Here is a 23756-nt window from a genome sequence, read left to right as displayed (position 1 = left end):
GATGAAGGCGAAACCCGTCATTCCGCGAGCTCTGGCCAGCCAGGATGTAGAGGACGCCGTCAACTATTACCTAGATCAGCAGGCCGAGCAGGCGGCACTTAGTTTCATCGACGCCCTGGAAAACGCCTATACGAACATCAGCCGCCATCCGGCATCGGGTATGACCCGGTACGCCCATGAGCTGGATATACCCGGATTGCTCTGCTGGCCGCTGAAACGTTATCCCTATCTGGTGTTCTACGTTGAACGCGATGAACACATTGATGTATGGCGAGTTTTGCATGGCATGCGGGACATCCCTGAATGGATGTCGTCATGACTCAAGCGAACCGGTTGGCCACAATAACGTAGCCCAATCTGTAAAGATTGGGCTTTTTCACGCCAGAAAAATGGAACGCCAAGCCACTGGCCGCCGCCAGGCTCAAAAAATGAACTTGAACAGCGCAATCACCACGATCAGGCCAATCAGGAAGATGATGCCTACGGTACCGCCAAGGAATTTCAACATAAAAACGCTCTCATCGGATGGGCTTAATCGTCTAGACCGCTACCGATAACGCTCGTTTCGTTGAATATTCATGCGTGGTGATCAATGAACCGCAAAGGATCTAGGCACCGGCACATGCTCGAATTTGGAAATGGTCTTGATCCAGTAGCGGCGATAGTCCGTCTGGTCCGGCGCCAGCGGTTTGTGGCTGGACCAGGGATGTTTCTCCTTCAGGCTGGCGCGGTATGCCTCCCATTCTTTCTGCTCGGCCACTTCCCGGGCTTTGCTCCGGTCATCGAACCAGCCCAGAACGTAAGCTTCGCCCTGATCCGTGCCGTGCGCTATCAGCAAATAAATCTCTGTCATGACTGACCTACCGTTCTGTCCTGCGCCCCAGTCGCGGGGTCTTATCCTGGGTATCGGCCGTTATTGGCCGTTTTTGAGATTGATCGCAGAAAAACGCTGAGCCCAAAGGTGCGCCTGACGAAATTGTTGAACAGTCGAGCGGTCGCTTTGGCTGGCGAGTGCTTCCGTGGCGGTTTTACCCAGATCGGTGCCTTCATCCACGATCCAGACCCCCGGTTCCCGGTCGCGCAGGGCCATTTCACCGAAGCGAGTGGAGATGATGGGCAGGCCGAGGGCGCGGTATTCGTAGTATTTGATCGGGTCGACCGAGGCGGTCAGGCGGCTGAGCTTGAACGGGATCAAACCCACCGAAAACGTTGCCATGGCGGCGATTGCACTGGCGTGGGAGCATTCGGCGAGCAGCTCGATGTTGGCGGGCAATACGCAAGGCGGTGGTGTGAAGAGGGGGCCGATCAGCCGGATGCGGTTTCCAGGATTGGCCTGCGCCAGCGCGATGACCAGCTCCCAATCGAACCAACGCCCCAACGTGCCAACGTAGCCGAGTACCTGTTGTTTGGCACCGAAGTCCAGGCTTTCGACCGGCGCCAGTGCGTGCATGTCACAGGCATTGAGGGCCAGTTCCACCTGGTCGGTTGTGCCCAGGAGTTTGTCGCGAAGGGGGTTGGAGGACGCCAGTACTTTGGATACCCGTCGAATGAGCTGTGCCTGGCGGCGTTCCATGGATCTGCGTGACAGGCCCTGATAAAAGGCCGGGAAATCATCCATGGCATCGTAGACGGCATGGCTTGCAGGGATGAGGGCGAGCAGTTGCAGGGCCAGTTCGGAAGGTTTTCCGACACAGATCATGCATGGGCCTTCTGCGGAAAATGCCGCGGCCTCTTTGAACAGGTTGCGCCACAGTCGCTTGAGGAGCATGGCCGAGCCCGGAATGGGCTCGATGGGTAAGCTCCGGGGTTTGCAGACCTGCAACCAGGGTGGAACGGCGACGCTTTGCTGATCGGCAACAGGCGGCTTGCGCTTGAAATCGTTCGGCGTGGGTAAACGCGTCGGGTACGGATCGATCCAGAGTACTGGCGCCCCGGTCTGGTTGTGATACCAGTTGATGAAGTGATGGGGGCGCTGGCTGAAGCTGGCCCATGGCAATGGGGACAGGTAGATCATGCGCATGGCTGCAAGTGCTGCCTTAAAACGTCGACGATGCGCGCGGCGGCCTTACCGTCGCCATAGGGGGACACCCCGCGTGCCATGGCCTGATAAGCCTGCGGATCATCGAGCAGCCGCTGGGCTGCTTCGACAATGGTGTCCCGGTTGGCGCCGACCAGCTTGACCACGCCGAGGTCGACCGCCTCCGGGCGTTCGGTTTCCTCTCGAAGGACCAGCACCGGTTTGCCCAGGGCCGGGGCTTCTTCCTGCACGCCCCCGGAGTCACTGATGATCAGGTACGAGCGCTTCATTACCGCGATGAACGGCGCGTAATCCAGCGGTGCGCAGAGGATGATGTTCGGGGTCCGCCCGAGCAGTTGGTGCGCGACATCCTTGACGTTCGGGTTGGGATGGACGGGATAGAGGATCTGGATGTCCGGATTCCGTTCGGCCAGGTGCTTGATTGCCTGGCAGATATTCTGGAACGGTTCGCCGAAGTTTTCCCGGCGATGGGCGGTCACCAGCACCAGGCGTTTGCTGGCGTCCAGTGGGATAGCCAAGGCGCAGTCTTGTGCGGCAGTCATCAGCAAGGCATCGATCACGGTATTGCCGGTCAGGGTGATATCGCTGGTGGCGACACCCTCGCGCAGCAAGTTGTCCACGGCTTGCTGGGTGGGCGCGAAATGCCAGCGGGTCAGCTTGCTGGCGATCACCCGGTTGGCTTCTTCGGGGAACGGATTGCCGAGGTCCCCGGTACGCAGGCCCGCTTCGACATGGCCAAAGGGAATCCGCAGGTAGAAGCACGCCAGTGCAGCACTCATGACCGTGGTCGTGTCGCCTTGAGCCAGCACGACATCCGGTTTCTCGGCTTGCAGTACGCCGTCGAGTTCCAGCAGCAAGCGTGAGGTCAGCGCCGCCAATGACTGGTTGGGGCGCATGATGTCCAGGTCCAGGTCGGCGGTGATTGCGAAGCCCTCAAGCACCTGGTCCAGCAGATCTCGGTGCTGGGCAGTGGCGAGCACCCGACAAACGATATTGTCTTGGGCCTGGAGCGCCTTGATCACCGGTGCCATTTTGATGGCCTCCGGACGCGTACCGACGATGCAGAGTACCTTGCGGGTCATGCCTTTTGATTTCCTATCATTGTTACGAGTGAGCGTGCTATCCGGTCCGCGTTGGCCATGAGGGTCAGCGTGTGGGATTTCTCGGTAAGGCTGGGCAGGCAGGCGCCGTCGACAATATGCACACCGCCAAGGCCCGCGACTTCGCCAAGGCGATCGGTCTGCCCGATCCTGGGCGTCGAGTGCATGGGCAGGGTTCCCGCATAATGGATATCCGCCCCCGGCTTGCCGACGGTGAAGCTCATGGGCATCAACAGCGCGCCCATTTTCCAGTAGATCCGGCGCAGCGTTGCCTCGGCAGTTTTCATGAGCCCGGGAAGCTCGGAATGCACTTGGCCGTCGATGCGCAACGTACCGTCGGGGCGCAAGACCGCGGTGTTGTTGGACAGGTGCCCGGGAAGGAAGATGTTCCCGACGAGGCAAGCGCTGAGCAGGTTTTTCAGCAGTTCGATGCTGTAGCGTTTGCTCATGGGGATCCGGCTGACAAACTCGGTCATCGGCAAGCCTGTGGTACTGAACGTCGAACCGAAAGCCGTGGTACTGGCCGTCAGCGCCAAGGCAAACGATAGCTGGCCCAGGCCGAATGTCGACCCCCTTGGGGTTCCGAGCATTTTTGGCAGCCACAGCAGGAAGGCGGCCGTCGGTGATGACAGTAGTGGGATCGGGGCCGAATGTTTCAGGCTCTTGAGGGCGAGCCGGGTCGTGGCCAGGGTCCCCGCCGCCAGCAGCAGGCGCGTACCGCAGAAGCGCCGGGCGGAGCGATGGTCGGTGATCGCCCAGGCACCGTCCAGTTTCTGCAGATCCTCCACGAGGAAGTCCTGGACGTGCTGGAACCCAGGGTATTGCTTGAGTTTTTGCAGCTCTTGCGAGGCGCTATACAAGGCCTGGTTCTGGCAGCCCCACAAGCAGTTTCCAGACAGGTCGCAGGCCTTGCGCTCGTCCAGCGGCTGGCTCAAGACGGCGACCCTGGAGCGGCCAAGGCGAAACCCCAAGTCGGGAAAAGCCGATCGGCGCCGGGTGTACTGATCGAGCAGGCGCTGGTGCAGTGTGTCCAATGGCAGGGGCGGTTGCGACCACTCGTCGAGACCGAAGTAGCTTGAGAGGTCGTCGTCGATCCGGCCACTGATACCGATCCGGCGAGATACCGTTTCATAGGATGCCTGCATCTCGGAACAATCGATGGGCAGCCCGGCAAAGTCGCTGGCCCCGAGCGTTGCCACGCCGCAACCCCAGGCGTTGGACAGGCCTCCGGTGGCCAGTGAACCGATGCCGATAAAGTTGTCGGTCTCGATGCGATTGCGTGCGCTGAACCCCTCGAAGACATGGGCGTGGGTCGGCGTCTTCAGCTTGGGCGATACCGCGTCCAGTTGGTTCAAGGCGTGGAAGTTTTCGCCGATCATCCATTTCCACTGATGCTCATCGTTTGCCCTGGCGCTGAGAAATGGACGCGTCGGCGGCGTCGCTGAGCCTGTATCGGCCTGGGCATCGACCATCAGGACGTTCAGGCCCGCCTTGACCAGCGGATAGGCCGCCGAAGTCCCGGCCGGGCCGCTGCCGACAATGATCACATCAAATTCAGGCTTCACGGTGGGCTTCACTTCCAAGCAACAACTGGCGGGCAAAGGGGCGGCCTAACAGCGCCGCTATCTTCCACGCCAGCGCTTTGACCGAGGTGAGTCCCAGCGCAACCAGCGTGGCGATCAGGCTGCGCGGCGGTTGGGTGCCGAGAAACACCTGCGCCCCCTGGGGGCTGGCTTCGGCAATACCGAGTGCAATCTGCAGGCGCCAGGCCAGTTCCTGGCCTTCGGGCTGGTGCAGGACACCGGGATTGTCCAAGAGCGCCAGGAATATCGGCCAGCGCATCAGCAAGCGTGAGTGAATGATGGATCGGGTTTTGCCCGCACGTTCCAACGCCCTGGCGTAACGACTGACCAGGCTTTTTTGCGGCGGGCGTTTGAGCAGGTAGTGCAAAAGCACCGCGGCTTCTTGCAGAAGCCCACGACGTTGCCCATGGCCGGAGCGATGCATGCCGTGGGCAAGGGGGCGCAACTGGATGCCGAGTTTTTGCAGGGAACGCGCGCTGTCCATGGGCGGCAGGTGGATGAGGGAAAAAATTCGCTCCAGGCCCAATTTCGCGCTCAAGGATCGTCCGAGTGACAGGCGCAATAGCCTGAGCAATGCCACTGGCAGAGGGACTGGCAGGCGAGCGGCACGCACCCGGTGCGCGGCAATCGACATCAGGAAGCGGCCAAAGGCAACCGGCTGCACGGCGCCCAGATTGAGGATCTCGGCGTGAATGTCGTTCCGCTCGACGACCGCCAGTATCGAGGCTGCCAGGTCGTCGACATGAATAGGTTGTACGCCAGGCGCCGGCATCAGGATCGGAATAAACGGGCTTCGACGCACCAGCCCTGACAACAGGCCAAAGAGCCCGCGTTCGGGGCCGCCATACACTTGGCCGGGACGGATCACGCTGCCCCCGGCGGCCAGCACGTGCTGTTCGATACGCCACTTGGTCCGGCCATAAACGCCAGGGGCCGTGGCCTCGGCGGTTTGACTGGAGATGAAAATGAACCTGGCCGAGCCTTGTTGGGCGCAACGGATCAGTGCCTGGGCCGCCTTTATTTCGTCGTCCGCGCCGGCGTCAGCGCTTGTCCATGTGTCGGCCGCCAAATGGATCAACACCTGGGTGCCCGCCGGGCACTCGGGCGCCGGGCCCCGCAGGTCATAAGGCAGCCAGGTGTAGACGGTGGGGCACGGCTGGCGCGTGGCGCACACGACCTCGTGTCCGCTTGCCGCCGCGAGGGCTGACAAGCGTTGTCCGATGTAGCCTGTCGCGCCGGTAATCAGTAGCTTCATCGTCATGCGCCTTCGGCGCGGTCAGCGGGAACAGGCGGGCGCGCGGCGGAATGGAACACGAACAGTTTGCTGATCCAGTAGGTCAGGGCCACACAGACCACGTCGGAGACGAATTTCACCGGGGCAGGGCTGTTGACGAAATACAGCGCCACGCTGAACAGCGCCGAAGCGAGCGGAATATTGATGGCAAGCAATGAGAAATAGCGCACCGCTTGAACCTTGCTGCTGCCCCCGGTCGACTGGAACGTGAAGTGCCGATGCAAAAAGAACGCGAACACACCGGCGACGCCTTTACCGGCGATGTTGGCCAGGACGGGTTGATCGTTGAACAAGGCCATCAACAGCAAAAAGGTTCCCATGTCCAACGCATAAGCCACGAGTTGGATGGCGCCGTACCGGATAAAGGTCAAGACTTCCTCCGGATGACCACGATGTGGTGCAGCGCCAATACCCGTCTCAACGGATACAGCAGTTTTTCAACGACCTTGAGCACAGGGATCAGCGCGTCGGGCAGCAACTGGCGAAAGTTCAAGCCACCGGAAATCAGGTAGCGCAGATAATTGCCGCAGATTTCCTGGTGGACGATTTCCAGGCCCGGGTGCTTGCGCTCGAACGCCTGCCTGTCGCGAGCGAAGACGATGTAGCTGAGGGCCTGGTTGGCGCCGTTCATGGGCCCGGTCGACGGGGTTTCCCAAGACGGGAAGTGCATGTCGAAGCCTTCGGACTTGAACAGGCGCTTATAGAGAAAAGCGGCAAAGGGGCCGTGGAAGGGTTCGATCAAAATGGCGCCGCCGCCGATCTTGAGGGTTCTTTCCAGCTCCGTGAAGAAACGATCGGGATGAGGGAAGTGGTGAAAACAGTTCTGGCCGTAAAAAGCCCTGACCGAGTGATCGTCCAGGCTCATTGCCTCGGCATTGAGCGCCATGTCCAGTTGCTCGGTGGCGACAATGTCGGTCGCCAATACATCAGGGTACGAATTGCGCATGGGCGCGATGCCCGCCCCCAACTCCACCTCAAGACCTTCGACCTTGAAATGGCGGTCCGCCAGGCGATGAAACGCATGGTGGAACTCTACGAAGACTTCCCGAAGCATTCGCTTGCGTTCAAGCACTTTGCCGTGAAGTTCGAGGCGTTCGCTGCCATCGACGTCCAATGCCTTGAGCGACGGGTCCGATAAAAAATCTCTCAGCGCTTTAATGAGTTTTCTTCCCGCAATGAGGTTGCTCTACCACGCCTGGATTGCCGTGGCCTGCTGGGTACGGAGGCGATGTCATAACCGAGGAACGCCATGATCAGTTGCAACCCCATGAGCATGGGCAGTGCGCTGAGCATCACGGTGCCGGCTGGCGTCGCGATGCCATTCTGCGCCGATTCATACCAGTGATAACTGCCGAAAAAGATGCCGAACAAGAACATGAGAATCCCGATCGGCAGTTCGATCGAAGCCAGGGACATGTCGCGCAGATAATAGTTGTAGAGCACGCGCTTGGTGAAATTGCGCAGGTGTTTGAACAGGAATTCACCGACGATTTTCGAGATCTTGAGGTGACTGACCTCGTCGCCGTATCGGGCTTCCATTGGAATATCCACCACGACGGCGCGCACGGTGTTCAGGCGGAACAGAATGTCGGTCTCGAAAAAGTAGCGTTGGCTGACCTTGTCCAGGGGTAACAGCCTGGCGACGTCACGGTGAATCGCCGTGTAGCCGTTGGTGGGGTCGAACAGATCCCAGTAACCCGTCGACAGTTTGGCCATCAGCGACAACACGGCGTTGCCGAAAAGGCGAATGCGCGGCATCGATTGGACTTCTTCCAGATCGAAAAACCGATTGCCCTTGGTGTAGTCGGCCTCTCCCCCCAGGATCGGCTCGATGAACAGCGGGATCAGGGTTGGGTCCATCTGGCCGTCCCCATCGATTTTGACGATGATACTCGCGCCGTCGTCGAGGGCGGCTCGATAGCCGGTCATGACCGCACCGCCCACGCCTTTGTTGACGTCATGGGGCAGCACCTTGACCCGAGGGTCGTTACAGGAGGCCAGGACATGCCCGCCTGAACCGTCCGGGCAGGCATCGTCGATCACGTAGATACGCCAGACCTCCGGCCCTATGGCCGCTATGACGGCGCCTATATGAGCCGTGACCCGATAGCTGGGGATGACGACGGCGACGCGTTGCTCGTCCGTGAAAAGCGCTGTTTTTGAGTTCATCGATATCGCCAACTATTGCCTGAATGAAAGTGACTTGAACTCCAGGGGAGTGTCGGTATGCCCGGATGCATAGATGATCACGGACGTGGCATTGGCAGGGGCTACGACGTTCATCTCATGGGTCTCCCATTGCGTGGTGCAGTCAAACGTCTCGATGCTGGCGGTAATGAAGTCGCCTTGTTCGTCCATCCAATTGGCCTGGATTCTTCCGGCCGTGGCTGTCGTTGCGCAGCGTGCCGACACGCTGTTGATGTACATCAGCCCCGGCGTCACGTCGACACGTTGGGTTGCCGGTGTCTTGACACTGACGGTCAGGATCTTGCGCGCCGCGTCATAGGTCGAAGGTGACGTCAGGCTCCAGCCTTCGAGGCTGGACAGTTCTGGGTTGAGCAGGTGTTCGTCGTGGGTGTCATTGAGCTTGCGCAGTTCCATGTCACCCAGTCTGGCATACGACGTGGACACCGCGAGCAGCCGATCGAGTGGTGCTTGGGGAAGGGACTTGAGGTCGATCACCAGCCAGCTCACCTGGCGCCGGCGCAAGCGCTGGGCAAGTTCTGATGGCGAGGCCGCCGCGTCGAATTCGCTTTTCCATTTCAGGTTGTACCACGAGGCGTAGAGGGCATCGCCATGCAAACCCGCCATCAACGGCGACGCAAAGACCGCCACGGGCTGATGCCCGGTATTCAAGGCGTTGACGGTGTCGACCATTTTTCGGATGGGCAGGCGTTCCAACAGATAGGCATCCCGACCTGCCGTGCTCAACAGTGCCGAGGGTTTGATTTCACCATAGTAAGTCGCGGCCTGGATGAAACGGGTATTGGTCAGGATCAACACGGCACCGGCCACGATGGCGAGGCTGCGCGGGAAGATCCTGGCGTCGGAAAAGGGCAGGGCCAGGATCACTGAGAACAGTGCGAAGGAGGGGAACACATAACGCAGGTAGGCCGTTGAGTGGAACGTCATGAACATCGCGCCGGCGCCGACCAGGAGAATGCACAGGGCTTTCTTGTTGCCGCTCAACAGCACGGCGACGGCTGCCGTGGGCAAAAGCAGCCATTGAAAGCCTGCCGCACCAACCCGCCCCTCGATGAACTGAGGCGACTTGAAGACCATTCGATAGAGGGTGTCCCAGGTCACCCCGGTACCGAAAATGGCCGGTGGTTCGAAGTTGATGTTCGGCCAGAGCGGCGAATGAAAAATGGCATTGAAAAACGGGAACACGGGGTTGCCGGTCAAGTACCCGGCAGAGACGTAAGGGGTAGCACCGGCCAGTATCAGGGCGATACAGCCCAGCAGGAGTGTCTTGACGATTCCTGGGACAGCCCAGGCCTTGTAGTGCAGCAAGAGGATCGCCAGCAGGACCGGCAGGACGCTCAAGGTCACGGCCTTGGTCGCCATGGCGAAGCCCAGCAGGAGGCCGGCCAGGAGCAATTGCGACAGGCGCTCCCTGGGCTCCGGCGTGAAGCTTGAGACCTTCAGGATCGCCAGCGTCCCGGCCATCATGAAGGCGGTCCACGCCGATTCGATGTGCAGGCTGCTGCTTTCAGCGAAGGCGAGGGGCGTTGACAGAAAGATCAGGCTGGCCCAGCGGGCGCTTGTGGCGGAGCCTCCGGCCCAGAGGGTCATATTGCGGATTTGCCAGGCCAGCAGCAGGGTGAACGCGCTGTTGCTCAGGCGCGAGGCTGTTTCACCGGCCAGCAAATAGACAATGCTGTAGATCCAGTCGGCCAGCATGGGCATGACCGCCCACACATAGGTGTTTGCATCGAACTTCCATTGATGCTGTTGGGCCAGGTGTGACGGGACAAAGAGGTGCATGGCCAACGCGTCATGCCCAACCTCCGGCATGAAGGCGACCAACACGTAGAGGCAGGCGAAGCTGCAGATCAGTACGTCGAGCCCCGTCTGGAGGGGTGTTTGCGCTGAGCGGCTGGCCTGGATTTGCCGCAACAGTTCACGGCCTATCGACGTGACGTGTCTGCGCCCCAATACAAGCGGCAACAACAGCAGCGCGCCATACAACCAGGGGTAGTTGATCGGCAAGTAGGCCGCCAGGCCTGTCAGTGTGCCGAACGTACCGGCTCCCACCAGCAGGTGGACGCTCCAGTCGTCCAAGGCGTCCTGCCTGAGCAGCCACCTGCCGAGCACGGTCGAAGACAGTGCGAACACCGCGACGACCATCACCGGCCAAATCTGTGCGCAGGCAATGGACAGGCACGCCAGCAGACCCAGGCAAAGAATGATCGGTGGCTTGCGAGTGAAGACGGTGAGGGCGGCCAGGCCTGCCAGGCACAGCAATATCGTCCGGGTGCCGCTGTTCATGGACGCCAGTTCAAGCGTCGAAAAACCGTATACGCCGACCACCGTACTCGCCAGTAGAACCAACAACACCACTGCGTACTTCAGGCTGTATCTGGGCAAAATATCCTCTCGGCTTGTTTGATTCATTGTGGCGAGGGGATTTATCCCCGCTGGGTTGCGAAGCAGCCCCAAAAAGGCTGAATGCAACCAACCTGGCACGCTGCGGTGGCTGGGTTCAGGGCCGCTTCGCAGCCCGGCGGGGATAAAGCCCCTCGCCACAAATTCATCTGCTGCGCATGCAAAAGGGGTGCTTATACATCTCGGTAGGTGTGCGGGACCCAGGATCCCCACTTGCTCTCGTAGATCGCCCGGTTCTTTTCGAAAAGCGCCTGTTTTTTCTTGGCACCCAAGGTGTCGAACGAGGCGGACAGTTGGTGGTGAACGAAGACGTCCTCGGCACAGGCCGCGCGCATGCCACGCCGCTGCACGCGGCGGCAGTAATCGTCATCCTCGAAGAACCCCAGGCCATATTCTTCGCACAGGCCACCGATCTGCTCGTAGGTCGAGCGCGGAAACATCACGCAGAAAAAGGCCAGGGTGTTGATTTCGAACCACTCACCCATGCGCGCGCGGGTCATTTGCGCGGCTTCGGCGGGCATGTCTTCTATCCGGTCATAGCCGGTGCTGACTTTGGCCTCATTGCCGATGTTGTTGGTGATCGGGCCGATGATGCCGATTTCCTTGTTGTCCCGCAGATGACGGATCAAGCCTTTGATCCAGCCGGCGGTGACGACCGTGTCGTTGTTCAGGACAACCAGATAGTCGCCACTGGCTGCCGCGAGGCCCAGGTTGTTACCGGCGGAAAATCCCTTGTTGTCCGGGTTGAGGATGACGATCCGGTCTGGATGCCCCTTGGCCCAGGAGGTGAGGTAGGCCGGGGTCTGGTCGCTGGAGTGGTTGTCGACAACGATGATTTCAAGGTTCGGGTATTGGCTCTGGGTCAACAGGCTGTCGAGGCAGGCCTTGGTCAGTTCGAGGTTGTTGTAGGTCAACACCACGACGCTGACTTTGGGCTGGGGCAATGTTGCGATGGCCTTGCGCAAGCTGGCGGCCCGATGCTGCCAGGTCTGGCCCCGGGCGAACGATTGGCGCGCCTTTAGCGTGGCGCTGGCTTCTGGCGCTGCGTCCAGCACATCGCGTATGGCCGAGATGAACTCAGTCGGCTCTTCAACCGCCCAGACCAGCTTGCCGAACTGGCTCAACTCCGGCAGTTTCACCGAGACCACCGGTTTTCCCGCGCTCAGGTATTCATAGACCTTGACCGGATTGGTGGCGAGGGTCAAAGGCATGACCTTGAACGGCAACAGGCAAACGTCCATGGCATAGAGATAATAAGGTAGGGAGGCATACGGGACTTCGCCTTCCAGGACCACATTCGGGCAGGCCTTGAAGTATTTTTTCGCCTGGACGGTATCGCTGCCGATCAACAGTATCAGGTGTTTTGGGAAGGCCTGGGCGACTTGCTTGACCAGGTCCAGGTCGAACCATTCGGCAATGACGCCGTAGTAGCCAATGATTTTTCTGTTGGCGGGGTCCCGATAGACCTTGTCGGGACGTTGGCTGAAGAAGCTGAACTCGCAGGCGTTGCGGATCACCTCGACGTTGCGGTTTTCCCGCTTGCCGTGTTGTTCGATCCAGTCGGATGTCGCCACCAGCAAATCCGCCCTGCGCATGAGGGCGATTTCAAGGTCGAGCAACTCCTGGGCAACGTTGCCAAAGCCTTCATGGTGATCCATGCAGTCATAGACCAGCGTGGAGTTGGGGACACGCCTTGCCAGCGGGAACCAGTAGGCGTGTTGGACGATGCAATCCACGGCACCGCCGTTCGCCGACTCCAGAAGCATGGCCAGGCCTTGGCGCAACTGGTGGATCGCCGCTGTTGACGGCGGGGCATGATAAATGGCCGGTGCGCCGCGCACCTTGAACCGGATCTGGAACAGCCGGTTGGAGCCCTCCAAGGGCTCTGCCTCGAAGCCGGGGGCATCATCGTCGATAAAGTGGTTCGAGATATAAAAAGTCGTTTGTCCGGCCCGGGCCAACTCCTTGGCCAGGTTTTGCGGACGCTGGATGCGGAAGTGCCAGTCAATCACGCCGAACATCAGGATCATGGGCTGCCCATGGCTGGACGGCACGGCAATATCGACCGGCGGTGGCAGGGTTTGCAGTTGGGTGACGCTGACGGCTGTCTCTGGCTCGCCAGGCGTTGCCCTGGTGCGTTTCAACCAGCTTCGGAGCCGATGCGCCAGCTTGCTTTTCTGGTGTGCGGAGAGCGGTAACCAGGCGTAGATCCGGCGCGATAACCTATACAGCTGCTTGCGTATCGAATAGCGCAGCGGTGCACGTTCAATGGCGTTTCCCCAGTCCGAAAGCTTGAACAGCTCAACCTGCTTGGCCGCCAGTTGGGCGCGTAGATCCACTGCCCAATCGGAAAGCGCCACCGCCTCGCGCTCTTTGGTCCGCAGCAATGCCTCGGCGTCTTTGCGACGCTGTTCGGCCACCCGCAGTTGCTCGCGCAACCGCCCGGCCTTGCCTTCTTGAAGTGACAGGCGGGTGCGAAGCGCTTGTGAACCCAGGTTCAGTTGTTTGATAAGCCGATCTCGATTCTCGATTTCCTTGACCAGTTGCAAGGCTTCGATGGATCTGGATTGTGTTGAGCGAGTCAATTTGTCAATGCAATCAACAAGACGGTTGATCTGGTCCATGCGGTTTTCTGGTCCTTTGGTCAATACGGCAACGCATACTCGGTCTTTCAGGATCGATGTTGGCTTCAATCAACAGACAGGCCCAGGCTCCAGCCGTGCCATGAATCATCATAGCGGTTGCTGGACGGGGCGCCACGCATACAAGCGTCATATGACGTCGGCAAAGCCTTTGCGTGTCCTCTGGAACCAGGCGAACCCTGAGCACGCAATCAGCACCGAGATCGCCGAATAAGCGGCCAGGTGCTCCCATTGTGGCGCCTTGCCCCAGAACATGACATCGCGAACCATTTCCACCGGCAGCGTCAGGGGGTTTGCCTGCAGGGCGACCTGATAGCTTTGGGGCAGGGTCGAGAGTGGATAGAAAATCGGTGAGAGAAACAGCATCGCCGTGATGATAATGCCGATGAACTGGCCTATATCGCGCAGGTAGACGCTTATCGAGGCGAGAAACCAGGAGATACCCAGCGTCAGCAGTACCAACGGGAACAGCACCACCGGTAGCAGAAGAGCGGTTACCGGTGGGGTACCGAACAGGACGATATAGAAGACCAGCCAGGCCAGGACGCTGACACCCATGTGGAACAGCGCTGCACCGAGGGACACCAGGGGCAGGGTTTCCAGTGGGAACACAATCTTCTTGACGTAGTTGGTATTGGCCAGCACCAGGCCCGGCGCACGGTTCACGCACTCGGAAAACAGGTTGAACACCAGCAGGCCAGCGAACAGCACCAGGGCGAATTCGCTCTTGGATTCTCCGCCGCCAGACCAGCGGGCCTTGAAGACAACGCTGAACACGAACGTGTAGACCACCAGCATGAAAACCGGCGTGAAGAACGACCATAAAATACCGAGCATCGAGCCTTTGTAGCGACCGATGACTTCTCTGCGGATCAACACGTAGATCAATATTCGATTGATCAGGACACTCTTGACCATGGCGGCAGGGGACGTGCTGAACGACTGCATCGGTGCTTGATCCTTAAGACAATAGCGGATGCTCCTTGAGTCGCATCCTCATGGAGGGTAGGCCAAGTGTAGATTCATTCGCAGTTTTTTATCCCATCTGTGCTTAACTCATCCGCAGCACCCAGCGAAGGACTTATTCAGTAACGCCGCAATAATGGCCGTGATTCATGGAAGGGTTTTGCCGATGTCGTTTGAAGTGGCCATCTGCGCCGAAAACCTGAGCAAGTGTTATCAGATCTACGATGCGCCCAAGGACCGCCTGTTGCAGATGCTGGTGCGTGGCAGGAAGCGTTTCTATCGCGAGTTCTGGGCCCTGGACGATGTTTCCCTGACCATCGCAAGGGGGGAGACCGTTGGTATCATCGGCCGTAATGGCAGTGGTAAATCCACCCTGTTGCAACTGATCTGCGGAACGTTGATGCCGACCCGGGGCAGTGTCCAGGGGCATGGCCGGATTGCGGCGTTGCTTGAGCTGGGGTCCGGTTTCAATCCGGAGTTCACCGGCCGGGAAAACGTCTATGTGAATGCGGCGGTGCTGGGCTTGAGTCGCTCGGAAATCGACGCTCGCTTCGATGACATCCTCGCCTTTGCCAATATCGGCGACTTTATCGACCAGCCCACCAAAATCTATTCCAGCGGAATGCTGGTACGGCTGGCCTTCGCCGTTTCGGTCTGTGTCGAGCCCGAGATCCTGATCGTCGATGAGGCCCTTTCCGTCGGCGATGCCTCGTTTCAATTCAAATGCCTGAATCGGCTGGAAGAACTGGCTGCCAAAGGCACGACCCTGCTGTTCGTCTCCCATGACATGAGCATGGTCAAGCGCTTTTGCCATCGGGTCATCTATCTGCGCGCAGGCCGGGTCGTTGCCAGCGGTTCGCCCGATGAAATGGCCGAGCTGCATTTGCTCGACATGCGCGACGAGCAACGCCGCTGGGCCAGTGGCGGGGTCATACCGGTTACGCGCAAGTCATTCATGGGCGGGCAGGAGGGGATGGCCTTTGGGACCGAAGAGGGGCACATCAGCGCTGCCTGCTTCACCAACACCCAGCAGCTCTCCTCCAGTTACCTGTATGGCGACGACATCGAGATCCGCGTCGAGGCGTTGCTGCATGAGTCGATCACGCAACCCAACATCAGCTTCACCATCCAGGAAGCCAGGCTGCTGGTGATCGGCGGGGGCAACTTCGCACTGCAACCAGGCCCGGCCGAGAATGGCTGGCGGCGCACAGCGATCACGGTGCGCTTCCCGGCCAACCTCGCCGAGGGGCGCTATCATGTCACGCTCAAGCTGTTGCACGGCGCGACGGAAGACACCTCGCAACTGATCGAGAAGCAGGTGGCGCCCTTGGCGTTCGACATGTTGCCGAACCACAAGAATTTCCTGGGCATGGTCGACCTGGGCTTGCAGAGGATCGACCGTCGACCAGTCGAGGCGCTTGCCAAGGCCTGCGGGACTCAAGGAGAGAAGGTTTTGACGCAACACCTGGACGAGCGCACGTGGCAGGTCGCTATATTCGGAACCTTTGATGTAGAAAACTACGGTGACCTGCTGTTTCCGATCATTGCCGAGGCGGAGTTGGCCCGGCGCTTGGGTTCAGTCAACCTGCATCGGTTTTCCTATCATGGGAAAACCCGATCTGAATGGCCCTATGCGGTGACGTCGTTGACGCAGTTGCCTCATGTAGCGGCCAGCCTGGATGGTGTTTTGATCGGCGGTGGCTTCCTGATCCGCTTCGATAAAGTCGTTGCCCACGGCTATGGTCCGACAACCGCCAATATCCATCACCCTACCGGTTATTGGTTGACCCCTGCGCTCATTGCGCAGCAGCACGGGGTTCCGGTCATGTGGAATGCCCCCGGGATGCATTGCAACAGTATTCCCGACTGGGCCAGGCCGTTGTTGACGATGGCTCTTGAGCAGAGCCAGTACGTGCGAGTCCGTGATGGCCTGTCGCGCGATGCCCTCGGGGCGCTCACCCAGCAGGCCGAGATCGAAGTGCTGCCCGACACCGCGTTCGGCTTGCCCCGCCTGATCGATGAGCAGCAGCCTTGCGCCGAGTTCGTTCGCCTGCGCGAGCAGGCCGGGCTGACCGGGCCCTACATCGTGATCCACGCCATTCATGTGGTGGAATCTTTTGTAAAACTGTTCGAAGACCACGCCGAGGCGTTCCAGGGCTATCAGTTCCTGGTGGTGCCGATTGGCCCTGTCCTGGGTGATGATCCGTCGGTCATTGCGGCGCGCCTGCCCCAGGCCATCACCTTGTCGTTCTGGCCAGAGCCGTTGCTGATGGCGGAAATTCTCAGCCAGGCCCAAGCGGTGATCGGCCATAGCTATCACCTGGCAATCACCGCTTTGGCGTTTGGCGTCCCGGTGTTCTGCTCGGCGGATCTGACCACGGGCAAGTACACGGCGCTGGCGGAGTTCGATTCACTCCATGCGTTGCCGGACGCGGCGACGGTCGACCCACAATGGTTCCTCGCGCGCGTGGGCAAGACCCGGCCATCGCCCGCGGCGCGTGCGGCGGCGGATCGGCTGGTCGAGCACTGGGACCGGGTTGCGGCGATCATCCGCCAGGGTAAAACCTCGTCCCAGCCTGTATTGGGTGCATTTCTACAGCATCTACCCAACCTGCTCGAGGCCGCGGCCGAGGGGCGTGATCCATTGCCGGCTGAGTGTCCGGTAAGCCCCACCGTGCCGGAGCCTGAGGTCATCGAGCCGGCGCCGGAGCCGGCAGTAGAGGCGCTTGCCCAGCAACAACGGATTGCCCAGCTCAGTCAGCAACTGGCCCTCAGTGACGCCAGGATGCTTGAGTTGCAGAATTCCAATTCATTCCGAATGACCGCGCCACTGCGTTCCATCGCCCGTGGTATCAGAAACCTGACAGCGAACAAGAACAGACAATGCTAGATCTCTCTCGTCTCACGCCAGCGGCGCTAAAGTCTCACCCGTTCTCATGGGCTGAAATCGGCCGTCTGTATTCGGCCGAGGATGCCGCCGCGTTGGCGGCGACCTTCCCTCATGATCACTTCAAGACGGTGAGTGGCTATGGTGGTGAAAAAAACTATGACTACGAGGCCCGCGCCCTTGTAGACATGGGCACCCATACCATCGCTTTCCCCGAAGAACTGAGCGAGGCGTGGTTGAGGCTGGCGCAGGATCTTGGCTCGGCGGGCTATCGAGAGGCCATGTCGGAGCTGGCCGGGATTGATCTGCGCAGCGTGCCGATGGAGGTCAACGTTTTTCATTACGGTCCTGGCGCGAGCCTGGGGGCCCATCCGGACCTGCCCGATAAACTGGTCACCCATATCCTGTATTTCAATGAGTCCTGGGATCGCAACGACGGCGGGTGCCTGAACATCCTGCACCGCAACGATCCCACTGCCGTGGCGGCCGAGATCGAGCCCCTGGTGGGCAACTCGGCGATCCTGGTGCGTTCGGATAACTCCTGGCATGCTGTCACGCCCGTGGTGAGCGGCTGTCATTCCTCCCGCCGTAGCCTGACGGCAACGTTCTACCGACCGGGGGCCCTCAGTTCCATGTGGCCGCCGGGCGACAGCACTCCACTGCATGGATACCCACGTGCTTAAGCTCGACAGCACCTTGATCGACCGCGACGCCGCCTTGGCTCAAAGAGATGCGGCGATCAATGAGCGCGATATTGCCTTGGCAAAAGTCGACTTCCTGCAAAACACCCGTTCGTGGCGTTTCACCCGACCGCTGCGCTCGCTTTTCCGGTTGATGCGTTATGGTTTTAGCGCCACGCAGGAATTCCCCGAGACGGCCGCTGCAATCGTCTACCCGGCCGCACCGCAGCCGTTGCCGAACCCTGACGTGGCCCCGGATTTCACCACGAAAGGGCGCCTGGATATTCTCTGCTTCGCCAACATTGAGTGGGCTGCACGCTTCCAGCGACCGCAACAGTTGATGAACCAGTTTGCGATCAATGGTTACCGGGTGTTTTATATCGTCCCCTCCAGCGTGCCGGAACAGGGACAGCTCTATCGGTTGACCTCAGTGGCGCCCAATATTTTTGAAGTGGCGCTGCAGCGTGATGTGCAAGAGGCGTATTACGAAAAAGTGGTGACGCCTGAGAATCATCAGGCTTTGCTGCTCGCCATGGCCGCACTGGTCGCCGATATGCAGATAAGAACCGCCCTCTCGGTAGTGCATATTACTTACTGGAGCCCCGTGGCACTCAGCCTGCGAGCCATGCATGGCTGGCGCATTCTCTATGACTGCATGGATGACTGGGATGGTTTCCCGAACATCGGCGAACAGCTGCTGAGCGAGGAAAAGACCCTGATTGCCCAGGCCGACCTGGTGACGGTTTCCGCCGCGTTGCTTTACCAGAAGTGGGGCGCCCATAACCCACGCTGCGTACTGGTCCGAAACGCGGTGGATTTTGCTTTTTTTCGGCAGCACTGCTTTACCAATGATGTACTGAGCGGGTTTGCCGGGCCTGTCATTGGCTACTACGGCGCCCTGGCGCAATGGCTCGATTATCCCTTGCTGGCGGCGTTGGCAGACAGGCGGCCAGAGTGGAACTTCATCCTGGTGGGGGATATTTTTGTCGACGATCTGGCGGGCCTTGAGCACAAGCCCAATGTCCAGTTGCTGGGCAGGAAGCCTTACTCGCAAATGCCGCTTTACCTGGATCATTTCGATGCCTGCCTGATTCCCTTCAGGCTCTACAACGTGACGCATGCGGTCGATCCGGTGAAGTTCTACGAGTACATCAGTGCAGGCAAGCCGGTGATCTCCACGCCTTTGACGGAGATGAGCATTTACAAAGACCTGTTGTACTTCGCAACCGGGGTCGATGAGTTCATCGAGCAGATCGAGCGTGCCTTGGCCGAGCGCGACCTGGCCTTGTACAAACGACGCGTAGAACTTGCCCGGGCCAATGATTGGAAAGATCGATTCGATAGCATGCAACTGGCTATCGTCGGGCTGTATGAAAAAGTCTCCATCGTGCTCGTGACGTACAACAACCTCAATCTGACGATTCAATGTGTAAACAGCATTCTGCGTAATACCACCTGGCCCAATTACCAGCTCATTGTCGTCGACAACGGCTCGGAGGACGGTACGGGCGATTATCTTGAACGCCTGCGCCAGGAAGTGCCGACCGCGAAGGTCATCATCAACCCGGACAACCGAGGCTTCGCTGCGGCCAATAACCAGGGCTTGCGAGAAGCCGATGGTGACATCCTGCTGTTGCTCAATAACGACACGGTAGTGCCAGACGGCTGGCTGGATCCGCTGGTCAGGCATTTGAGAGACCCGAGCATCGGCTTGGTGGGACCGGTCACGAATGCGGTAGGAAACGAAGCGAAAATCGAAGTTTCCTACACCGGCATTCAGCAGATGCAAGATTTTTCAGACTGCTACACCAAAGCCCACAAGGGGCAGTCGTTCGATATCTCGATGCTCGCCATGTTTTGTGTCGCCTTTCGCCGAGGCATTCTCGAAGAGGTGGGGTATCTGGATGAAGCATTCGGTATCGGAATGTTCGAGGACGACGACTACAGCCGTCGCGTGCAGGCGGCTGGCTACCGGACGGTCTGCGCCGAAGACGCGTTTATCCATCATTACGGGCAGGCTTCGTTCAGGAAGCTGATCGCCAGCGGTGAGTACCAGGCCCTCTGGGACAAAAACCAGGCGTACTTCGAAAGCAAATGGGGCGCTTGGCAAGCCCACGTTCATCGCGACGAGCCTGGGGTGGAGACAGGGGACAAGGGCTAGATCGCGACAAGGCCATCACATTCAACATCCTCATCGACTGTGACACCGCCGTCGCGAGCAAGCTCGCTCCCACAATTGGATCGGGGTACGACCGAGAGAGCCAGGTCGGCTGTCAGGCCGCCTCGCGAGCAAGCTTTGCTCCCACAGTTCTGATGGGTGTACGGCCGAGAGAGCCAGGTCGGCTGTCAGGCCGCCTCGCGAGCAAGCTTTGCTCCCACAATTGGATCGGGGTACGGCCGAGAGAGCCAGGTCGGCTGTCAGGCCGTCTCGCGAGCAAGCTTTGCTCCCACAGTTCTGATGGGTGTACGGCCGGGAGAGCCAGGTCGGCTACTAGGCCGCCTCGGCGTGGACGTTGATCTCGGGTTAGCCGCGCTGGGCCATGGATGGCCCTTCGCGGCGGCCCACGGAGCAATACCTTCGTTCAGGCATGCCGAGCCTAGGCGAGGCACCGAGTGGTGGGGCAGAAGCGTTTTGGTTACTTTTGACTGGGCCGGCTTCCGGGCTCTTCAAAAGTGACCCGCCGTTGGGCGGAACCCTAAGTGGCCGTTACCGCAGCAACGGATATACACCCCGCCCCAGAGAAGCACCTTTTTTTCCCTAAGCAATCCAGACCCAAACCATCCCACCTATCGACCAGGCAAATCCTCACCCATCAGATGAAACGCCCTGGGAGCAAAACCAAGCCAATCACTGGCGGGCGAATGGTCAAACACCAAGTCCTCGTTCATCCGCGCCACCAGCGCACTTGAAAGATGTCGATAGCGTGGCAGACACCGCATGATCGAAACGCCCCGGCTTAATACCTGTGCAGGGAGGGGCAGCGTTCGCTCCGGACGTCCCATGGCCTGGAATATTCGCCTCACCATCGTGTGATACGGCAAGACTTCCCCCCCTGAGAGGTTGTAGCCGCCACTGGGCAAGCCAGGCGTACTCATGGCGGACAGGCACGCCTGGATCACGTCACCAGCATGCACCGGCTGGCGCAGTCCGGTTCCGCCCCCGATAAGCGGGAAAAATCCGAAGCGCTGAATGAAACGTGCTATTTGCGAGATGTTCTTGTCGCGACCAAAGCCATAGATCATGGTCGGTCGCAGGATCACCCATTCGACTTGTCGTTCGATCGCCCACTGCTCAAGCTGTTCTTCTGCGCGTATCAAGCGTTGCGCCACGTCCCGTTCCCGAGCATCGGGCGATGTTTGCTTGGCAAAACGGCTTGTGGAGGACAGCACGACAACGCGCTTGACGCGGGCGCTGGCCAGGCGCTCCAGATAGTCGGGTACCACCCAGGCGGGGGCGAATGACAGGAAGGTGTCCAGCGTCAGTCCGTGCCAGTCGTCAGCATTTCGCCACGTCACACCGGGGCAGGACACCGTGGGCAGGCTTCGAGTGAAGACGCTCGTCGGGAGACCGGTTTGTGCCAGCAATGGCAGGGTGTGCTCGCCCAAGAGGCTGGAGCCGCCCAATATTCCTATCCGCAATTGAGGTCTCTTATCGTGGGTTCCATGCATGTTTAAACCGGGTAGCCGCGTGGCGAAGGACCATCAGGCTGAATCGAAACCAGACTCCGATCACCACGCTGACCCATAGCACTGCAGGGTATTTGCGGCGGAAAAACTTGCGATAGAAACGCAGGATCCCCAGGTGTTTGTGCCATTCGACGAAATAGGGACGCTGGCGACTGCAGCCACCGAATACATGCATCACCCGGGCATCTGGCACGAACAACACGCGCCAGCCGGCCTGATGGAAGCGCATGCACCAGTCCAGGTCCTCGCAATGAAGGAAATAGTCTTCGTCCCACAACCCGACACTCTCGATCGCTTCGCGCTTGACCAGCATGCAAGCCCCGGAAATGGCCTCAACGACAATGGGGGTGCCGGGTAGCGGCTCCTTGTGCAATAAAAAGTCGGACAACAGCGATGGGAAAAGTCCTGAGAGCCGCGAAAGTCCGAAAGCCCGCATGAAGGCGCGTCTGGGTGTTGGAAATACCCGGCGCCCACCGGCTTGCTCGCTGCCGTCCGGGTTGCACAGGAACCCTCCGACCATGCCGATCTCTGGCGCGCTACGCAGCGCCAGCAGCAAGTGGTCTATGGCATCGGCGGCCAGTACGGTGTCCGGGTTCAAGAAAAATAAATTGGGGGCCGCTGACAGGCGGGCACCTTGGTTGCACGCCACGGCGAAGCCGAGGTTGGCGGCATTGCGTACGATTTGAAGCGAGTCGCCGACAGCGTGGGTTCGCTCCACCAGCATCAGACTATCGTCGTGGGAGTCGTTGTCCACCACGATCACGCTGGAAGCGCCAGCGGCAAACGCCGACCTTACACACGCCAACAGAAGCTCACCGGCATTGTAATTGACGATGATGACATCACACTCGCCACGTAGAGATGATGTGCTCCATTCATCAATAACGAGCAGTTCCACTGCTTCCAACTTCATCACTCCATTGCTCAAACCTGGATACGTATGGGATCGCAACTACTCAGGTCTGTATCCAAGATAGCAGGTCCGTGCCCTACGACCAGTTCCGGCCAGCGCTTTCAGAACGTTTGCCCCAAGGAAAACTGAAACACCTGCGTATCAGCGTAATCCGGCGTTCGGACCGGAAAGGCCACGTTGGCGCTCAACGGGCCCAGCGGGCTATACCAGGTCACCCCGACCCCTACCGAGCTGGCCATCTGGCTGAGATCGACCCCGTCGCATCCCTGGGTGGTGCTCAGGTAGCACTTGTCGGAATAGACGCTGCCCACGTCCCAGAACACCGAGGTGCGCAGTGATTTGTTGTCTTTGATGAAGGGCAGTGGGAACAGGTATTCCACGCCGCCGGTGATGAGTATGTTGCCGCCCAGTGACTCGGTGTCCCGGTCGGAGTAGTACGCTTGGCCGGCACTGGCATAGGTGCCGGTGGCCGGTGTGTTGCGCGGGCCGAGGGTGCCGCTTTCAAAACCGCGCACCGAGCCTTCGCCACCGGCGGTGTAGTTTTCATAGAACGGCAGGCCGTCGGTCGAACCGTAGCTGTTGCCGTAGCCGAGCTTGGTGTGCAAGCGCAGCGAGGTAGCGTCGCTGACCGGCAGGAACGTCTGCCCGGTGTAGTCGATCTTGTAGAAGCCCAGGTCGCTGCCGGGCACCGTCGCCATCAGGTTCAGGCTTTGCGAATGCCCACGGGTGGCCAGCACGCCCTTGTTCAGGGTCGATTCCGACCAGCCGAGGTTGGCCTTGAAGTTGGTGAAGTCCTTGCCTTCGCGCTCGATGAAATCGTAGATCTCATCGGCGCTGTAGGTCCCTGGTTCGATGCTGTCATGTTGCACCGTCACGCCGAAATTCAACCGTGAGGTTTCATTGATCGGGTAGCCGAGGGAGGTGCCGGCGCCGTAGCTGTTGATGGAATAGTACGAATTATCGTCATCGTAGTATTCGTTGTAGTCGGTGGCGTTATAGAACGCGTTGTAACCCAGGCTCACGCCGTCCGGCGTGAAGTAGGGGTCGGTAAAGCCGATGTTGTACTTGCTTTGGTAGGACGAGCGGGTCAGGCCCAGGCTGGCGTAGTTGCCGGTGCCGAGAAAGTTGTTCTGGGTGATCGAGCCGCCCAGAATCAGACCGGCGCTTTGCGAGAAACCGACGCTGGCGCTGATCGAGCCGGAAGCCTGCTCTTCGACGCTGTAGTTCACATCGACCTGGTCATCGACGCCCGGTACGGCCGGGGTCTCGACGTTGACTTCCTTGAAGAAGCCCAGGCGCTCCAGGCGGGTCTTGGACTGGTCGATCAGGTAGGTCGAGGCCCAGCCACCTTCCATCTG

At 59.6% G+C, this 23756-nt stretch carries 19 protein-coding genes and 1 pseudogene; 5 read left to right on the top strand and 15 right to left on the bottom strand.

Going from position 1 to position 23756, the window contains the following annotated elements; genetic code table 11:
• The first annotated feature begins 1 nt into the window (after position 1).
• Positions 2-319 (top strand): type II toxin-antitoxin system RelE/ParE family toxin, encoded by a 318-nt coding sequence (locus ASC85_RS07075; RefSeq protein ID WP_057448780.1) that lies wholly within the window; start codon positions 2-4, stop codon positions 317-319.
• A gap of 102 nt (positions 320-421) precedes the next feature.
• On the opposite strand, the gene ASC85_RS33770 is transcribed toward ASC85_RS07075, so the two are convergent.
• From ASC85_RS33770 to ASC85_RS07020, 12 genes are all read right to left on the bottom strand, one after another.
• Positions 422-508 (bottom strand): hypothetical protein, encoded by an 87-nt coding sequence (locus tag ASC85_RS33770; protein WP_442087941.1) that lies wholly within the window; start codon positions 506-508, stop codon positions 422-424.
• 81 nt (positions 509-589) lie between these two features.
• Positions 590-853, bottom strand: a complete 264-nt coding sequence (locus ASC85_RS07070) for a hypothetical protein (protein WP_003203536.1) — start codon at positions 851-853, stop codon at positions 590-592.
• A 60-nt stretch (positions 854-913) separates the two neighbouring features.
• Entirely contained in the window at positions 914-2020 is a 1107-nt protein-coding gene (locus ASC85_RS07065) for a glycosyl transferase (RefSeq protein ID WP_057448779.1), read from the bottom strand.
• Positions 2011-3120: a non-hydrolyzing UDP-N-acetylglucosamine 2-epimerase gene (wecB, locus tag ASC85_RS07060; RefSeq protein WP_057448778.1), complete on the bottom strand. Its 1110-nt coding sequence runs from the start codon at positions 3118-3120 to the stop codon at positions 2011-2013. The genes ASC85_RS07065 and wecB overlap by 10 nt, the downstream gene beginning before the upstream one ends.
• Entirely contained in the window at positions 3117-4703 is a 1587-nt protein-coding gene (locus tag ASC85_RS07055) for an FAD-dependent oxidoreductase (RefSeq protein ID WP_057448777.1), read from the bottom strand. The genes wecB and ASC85_RS07055 overlap by 4 nt, the downstream gene beginning before the upstream one ends.
• Positions 4693-5976, bottom strand: a complete 1284-nt coding sequence (locus ASC85_RS07050; protein WP_082534332.1) for an NAD-dependent epimerase/dehydratase family protein — start codon at positions 5974-5976, stop codon at positions 4693-4695. The genes ASC85_RS07055 and ASC85_RS07050 overlap by 11 nt, the downstream gene beginning before the upstream one ends.
• 2 nt (positions 5977-5978) lie before the next feature.
• Complete coding sequence (locus tag ASC85_RS07045) at positions 5979-6386, bottom strand: GtrA family protein (protein WP_057448776.1); 408 nt, start codon at positions 6384-6386, stop codon at positions 5979-5981.
• The gene (locus ASC85_RS07040; protein ID WP_236712336.1) at positions 6383-7069 is read right to left on the bottom strand and encodes a class I SAM-dependent methyltransferase; all 687 of its coding nucleotides are present in this window, start codon (positions 7067-7069) and stop codon (positions 6383-6385) included. The genes ASC85_RS07045 and ASC85_RS07040 overlap by 4 nt, the downstream gene beginning before the upstream one ends.
• A 92-nt stretch (positions 7070-7161) precedes the next feature.
• Positions 7162-8184 carry a glycosyltransferase family 2 protein gene (locus ASC85_RS07035; RefSeq protein ID WP_057448774.1) on the bottom strand — a complete coding sequence of 341 codons (1023 nt, stop codon included), beginning with the start codon at positions 8182-8184 and terminating at the stop codon, positions 7162-7164.
• 12 nt (positions 8185-8196) lie between these two features.
• Positions 8197-10605, bottom strand: coding sequence for a phospholipid carrier-dependent glycosyltransferase (locus tag ASC85_RS07030; protein WP_236712335.1), 2409 nt, complete (start codon positions 10603-10605; stop codon positions 8197-8199).
• Positions 10606-10796: 191 nt separating this feature from the next.
• On the bottom strand, positions 10797-13247 hold the full coding sequence (locus ASC85_RS07025) for a glycosyltransferase (RefSeq protein ID WP_057448772.1): 2451 nt from the start codon (positions 13245-13247) through the stop codon (positions 10797-10799).
• Positions 13248-13394: 147 nt separating this feature from the next.
• On the bottom strand, positions 13395-14213 hold the full coding sequence (locus ASC85_RS07020; protein WP_057448771.1) for an ABC transporter permease: 819 nt from the start codon (positions 14211-14213) through the stop codon (positions 13395-13397).
• A 184-nt stretch (positions 14214-14397) separates the two neighbouring features.
• Between ASC85_RS07020 and ASC85_RS33000 the strand changes: the two are divergent.
• From ASC85_RS33000 to ASC85_RS07005, 4 genes and pseudogenes are all read left to right on the top strand, one after another.
• A pseudogene (locus tag ASC85_RS33000) lies at positions 14398-15621 on the top strand (ABC transporter ATP-binding protein); the annotation flags it as partial.
• Positions 15601-17121, top strand: a complete 1521-nt coding sequence (locus tag ASC85_RS32995; RefSeq protein ID WP_236712337.1) for a polysaccharide pyruvyl transferase family protein — start codon at positions 15601-15603, stop codon at positions 17119-17121. The pseudogene ASC85_RS33000 and the gene ASC85_RS32995, both read left to right, overlap by 21 nt.
• Entirely contained in the window at positions 17115-17801 is a 687-nt protein-coding gene (locus ASC85_RS07010; protein ID WP_057448769.1) for a 2OG-Fe(II) oxygenase, read from the top strand. Before ASC85_RS32995 ends, ASC85_RS07010 begins: the two co-directional genes overlap by 7 nt.
• A complete protein-coding gene (locus tag ASC85_RS07005) occupies positions 17794-19959 on the top strand; it encodes a glycosyltransferase (RefSeq protein WP_082534330.1) in 2166 nt (721 codons plus the stop codon). The genes ASC85_RS07010 and ASC85_RS07005 overlap by 8 nt, the downstream gene beginning before the upstream one ends.
• 626 nt (positions 19960-20585) lie before the next feature.
• On the opposite strand, the gene ASC85_RS07000 is transcribed toward ASC85_RS07005, so the two are convergent.
• From ASC85_RS07000 to bamA, 3 genes are all read right to left on the bottom strand, one after another.
• Positions 20586-21422, bottom strand: coding sequence for an NAD-dependent epimerase/dehydratase family protein (locus ASC85_RS07000; RefSeq protein WP_177343163.1), 837 nt, complete (start codon positions 21420-21422; stop codon positions 20586-20588).
• A gap of 25 nt (positions 21423-21447) precedes the next feature.
• Positions 21448-22392, bottom strand: coding sequence for a glycosyltransferase family 2 protein (locus tag ASC85_RS06995; RefSeq protein ID WP_057448848.1), 945 nt, complete (start codon positions 22390-22392; stop codon positions 21448-21450).
• A gap of 107 nt (positions 22393-22499) precedes the next feature.
• On the bottom strand, positions 22500-23756 hold a 1257-nt coding region (bamA, locus tag ASC85_RS06990; RefSeq protein ID WP_082534329.1), incomplete at its 5' end, for an outer membrane protein assembly factor BamA.

It is taken from the genome of Pseudomonas sp. Root401 (assembly GCF_001425105.1).
Taxonomy (GTDB): domain Bacteria; phylum Pseudomonadota; class Gammaproteobacteria; order Pseudomonadales; family Pseudomonadaceae; genus Aquipseudomonas; species Aquipseudomonas brassicacearum.
This window is presented reverse-complemented; position numbering and strand designations above follow the sequence as displayed.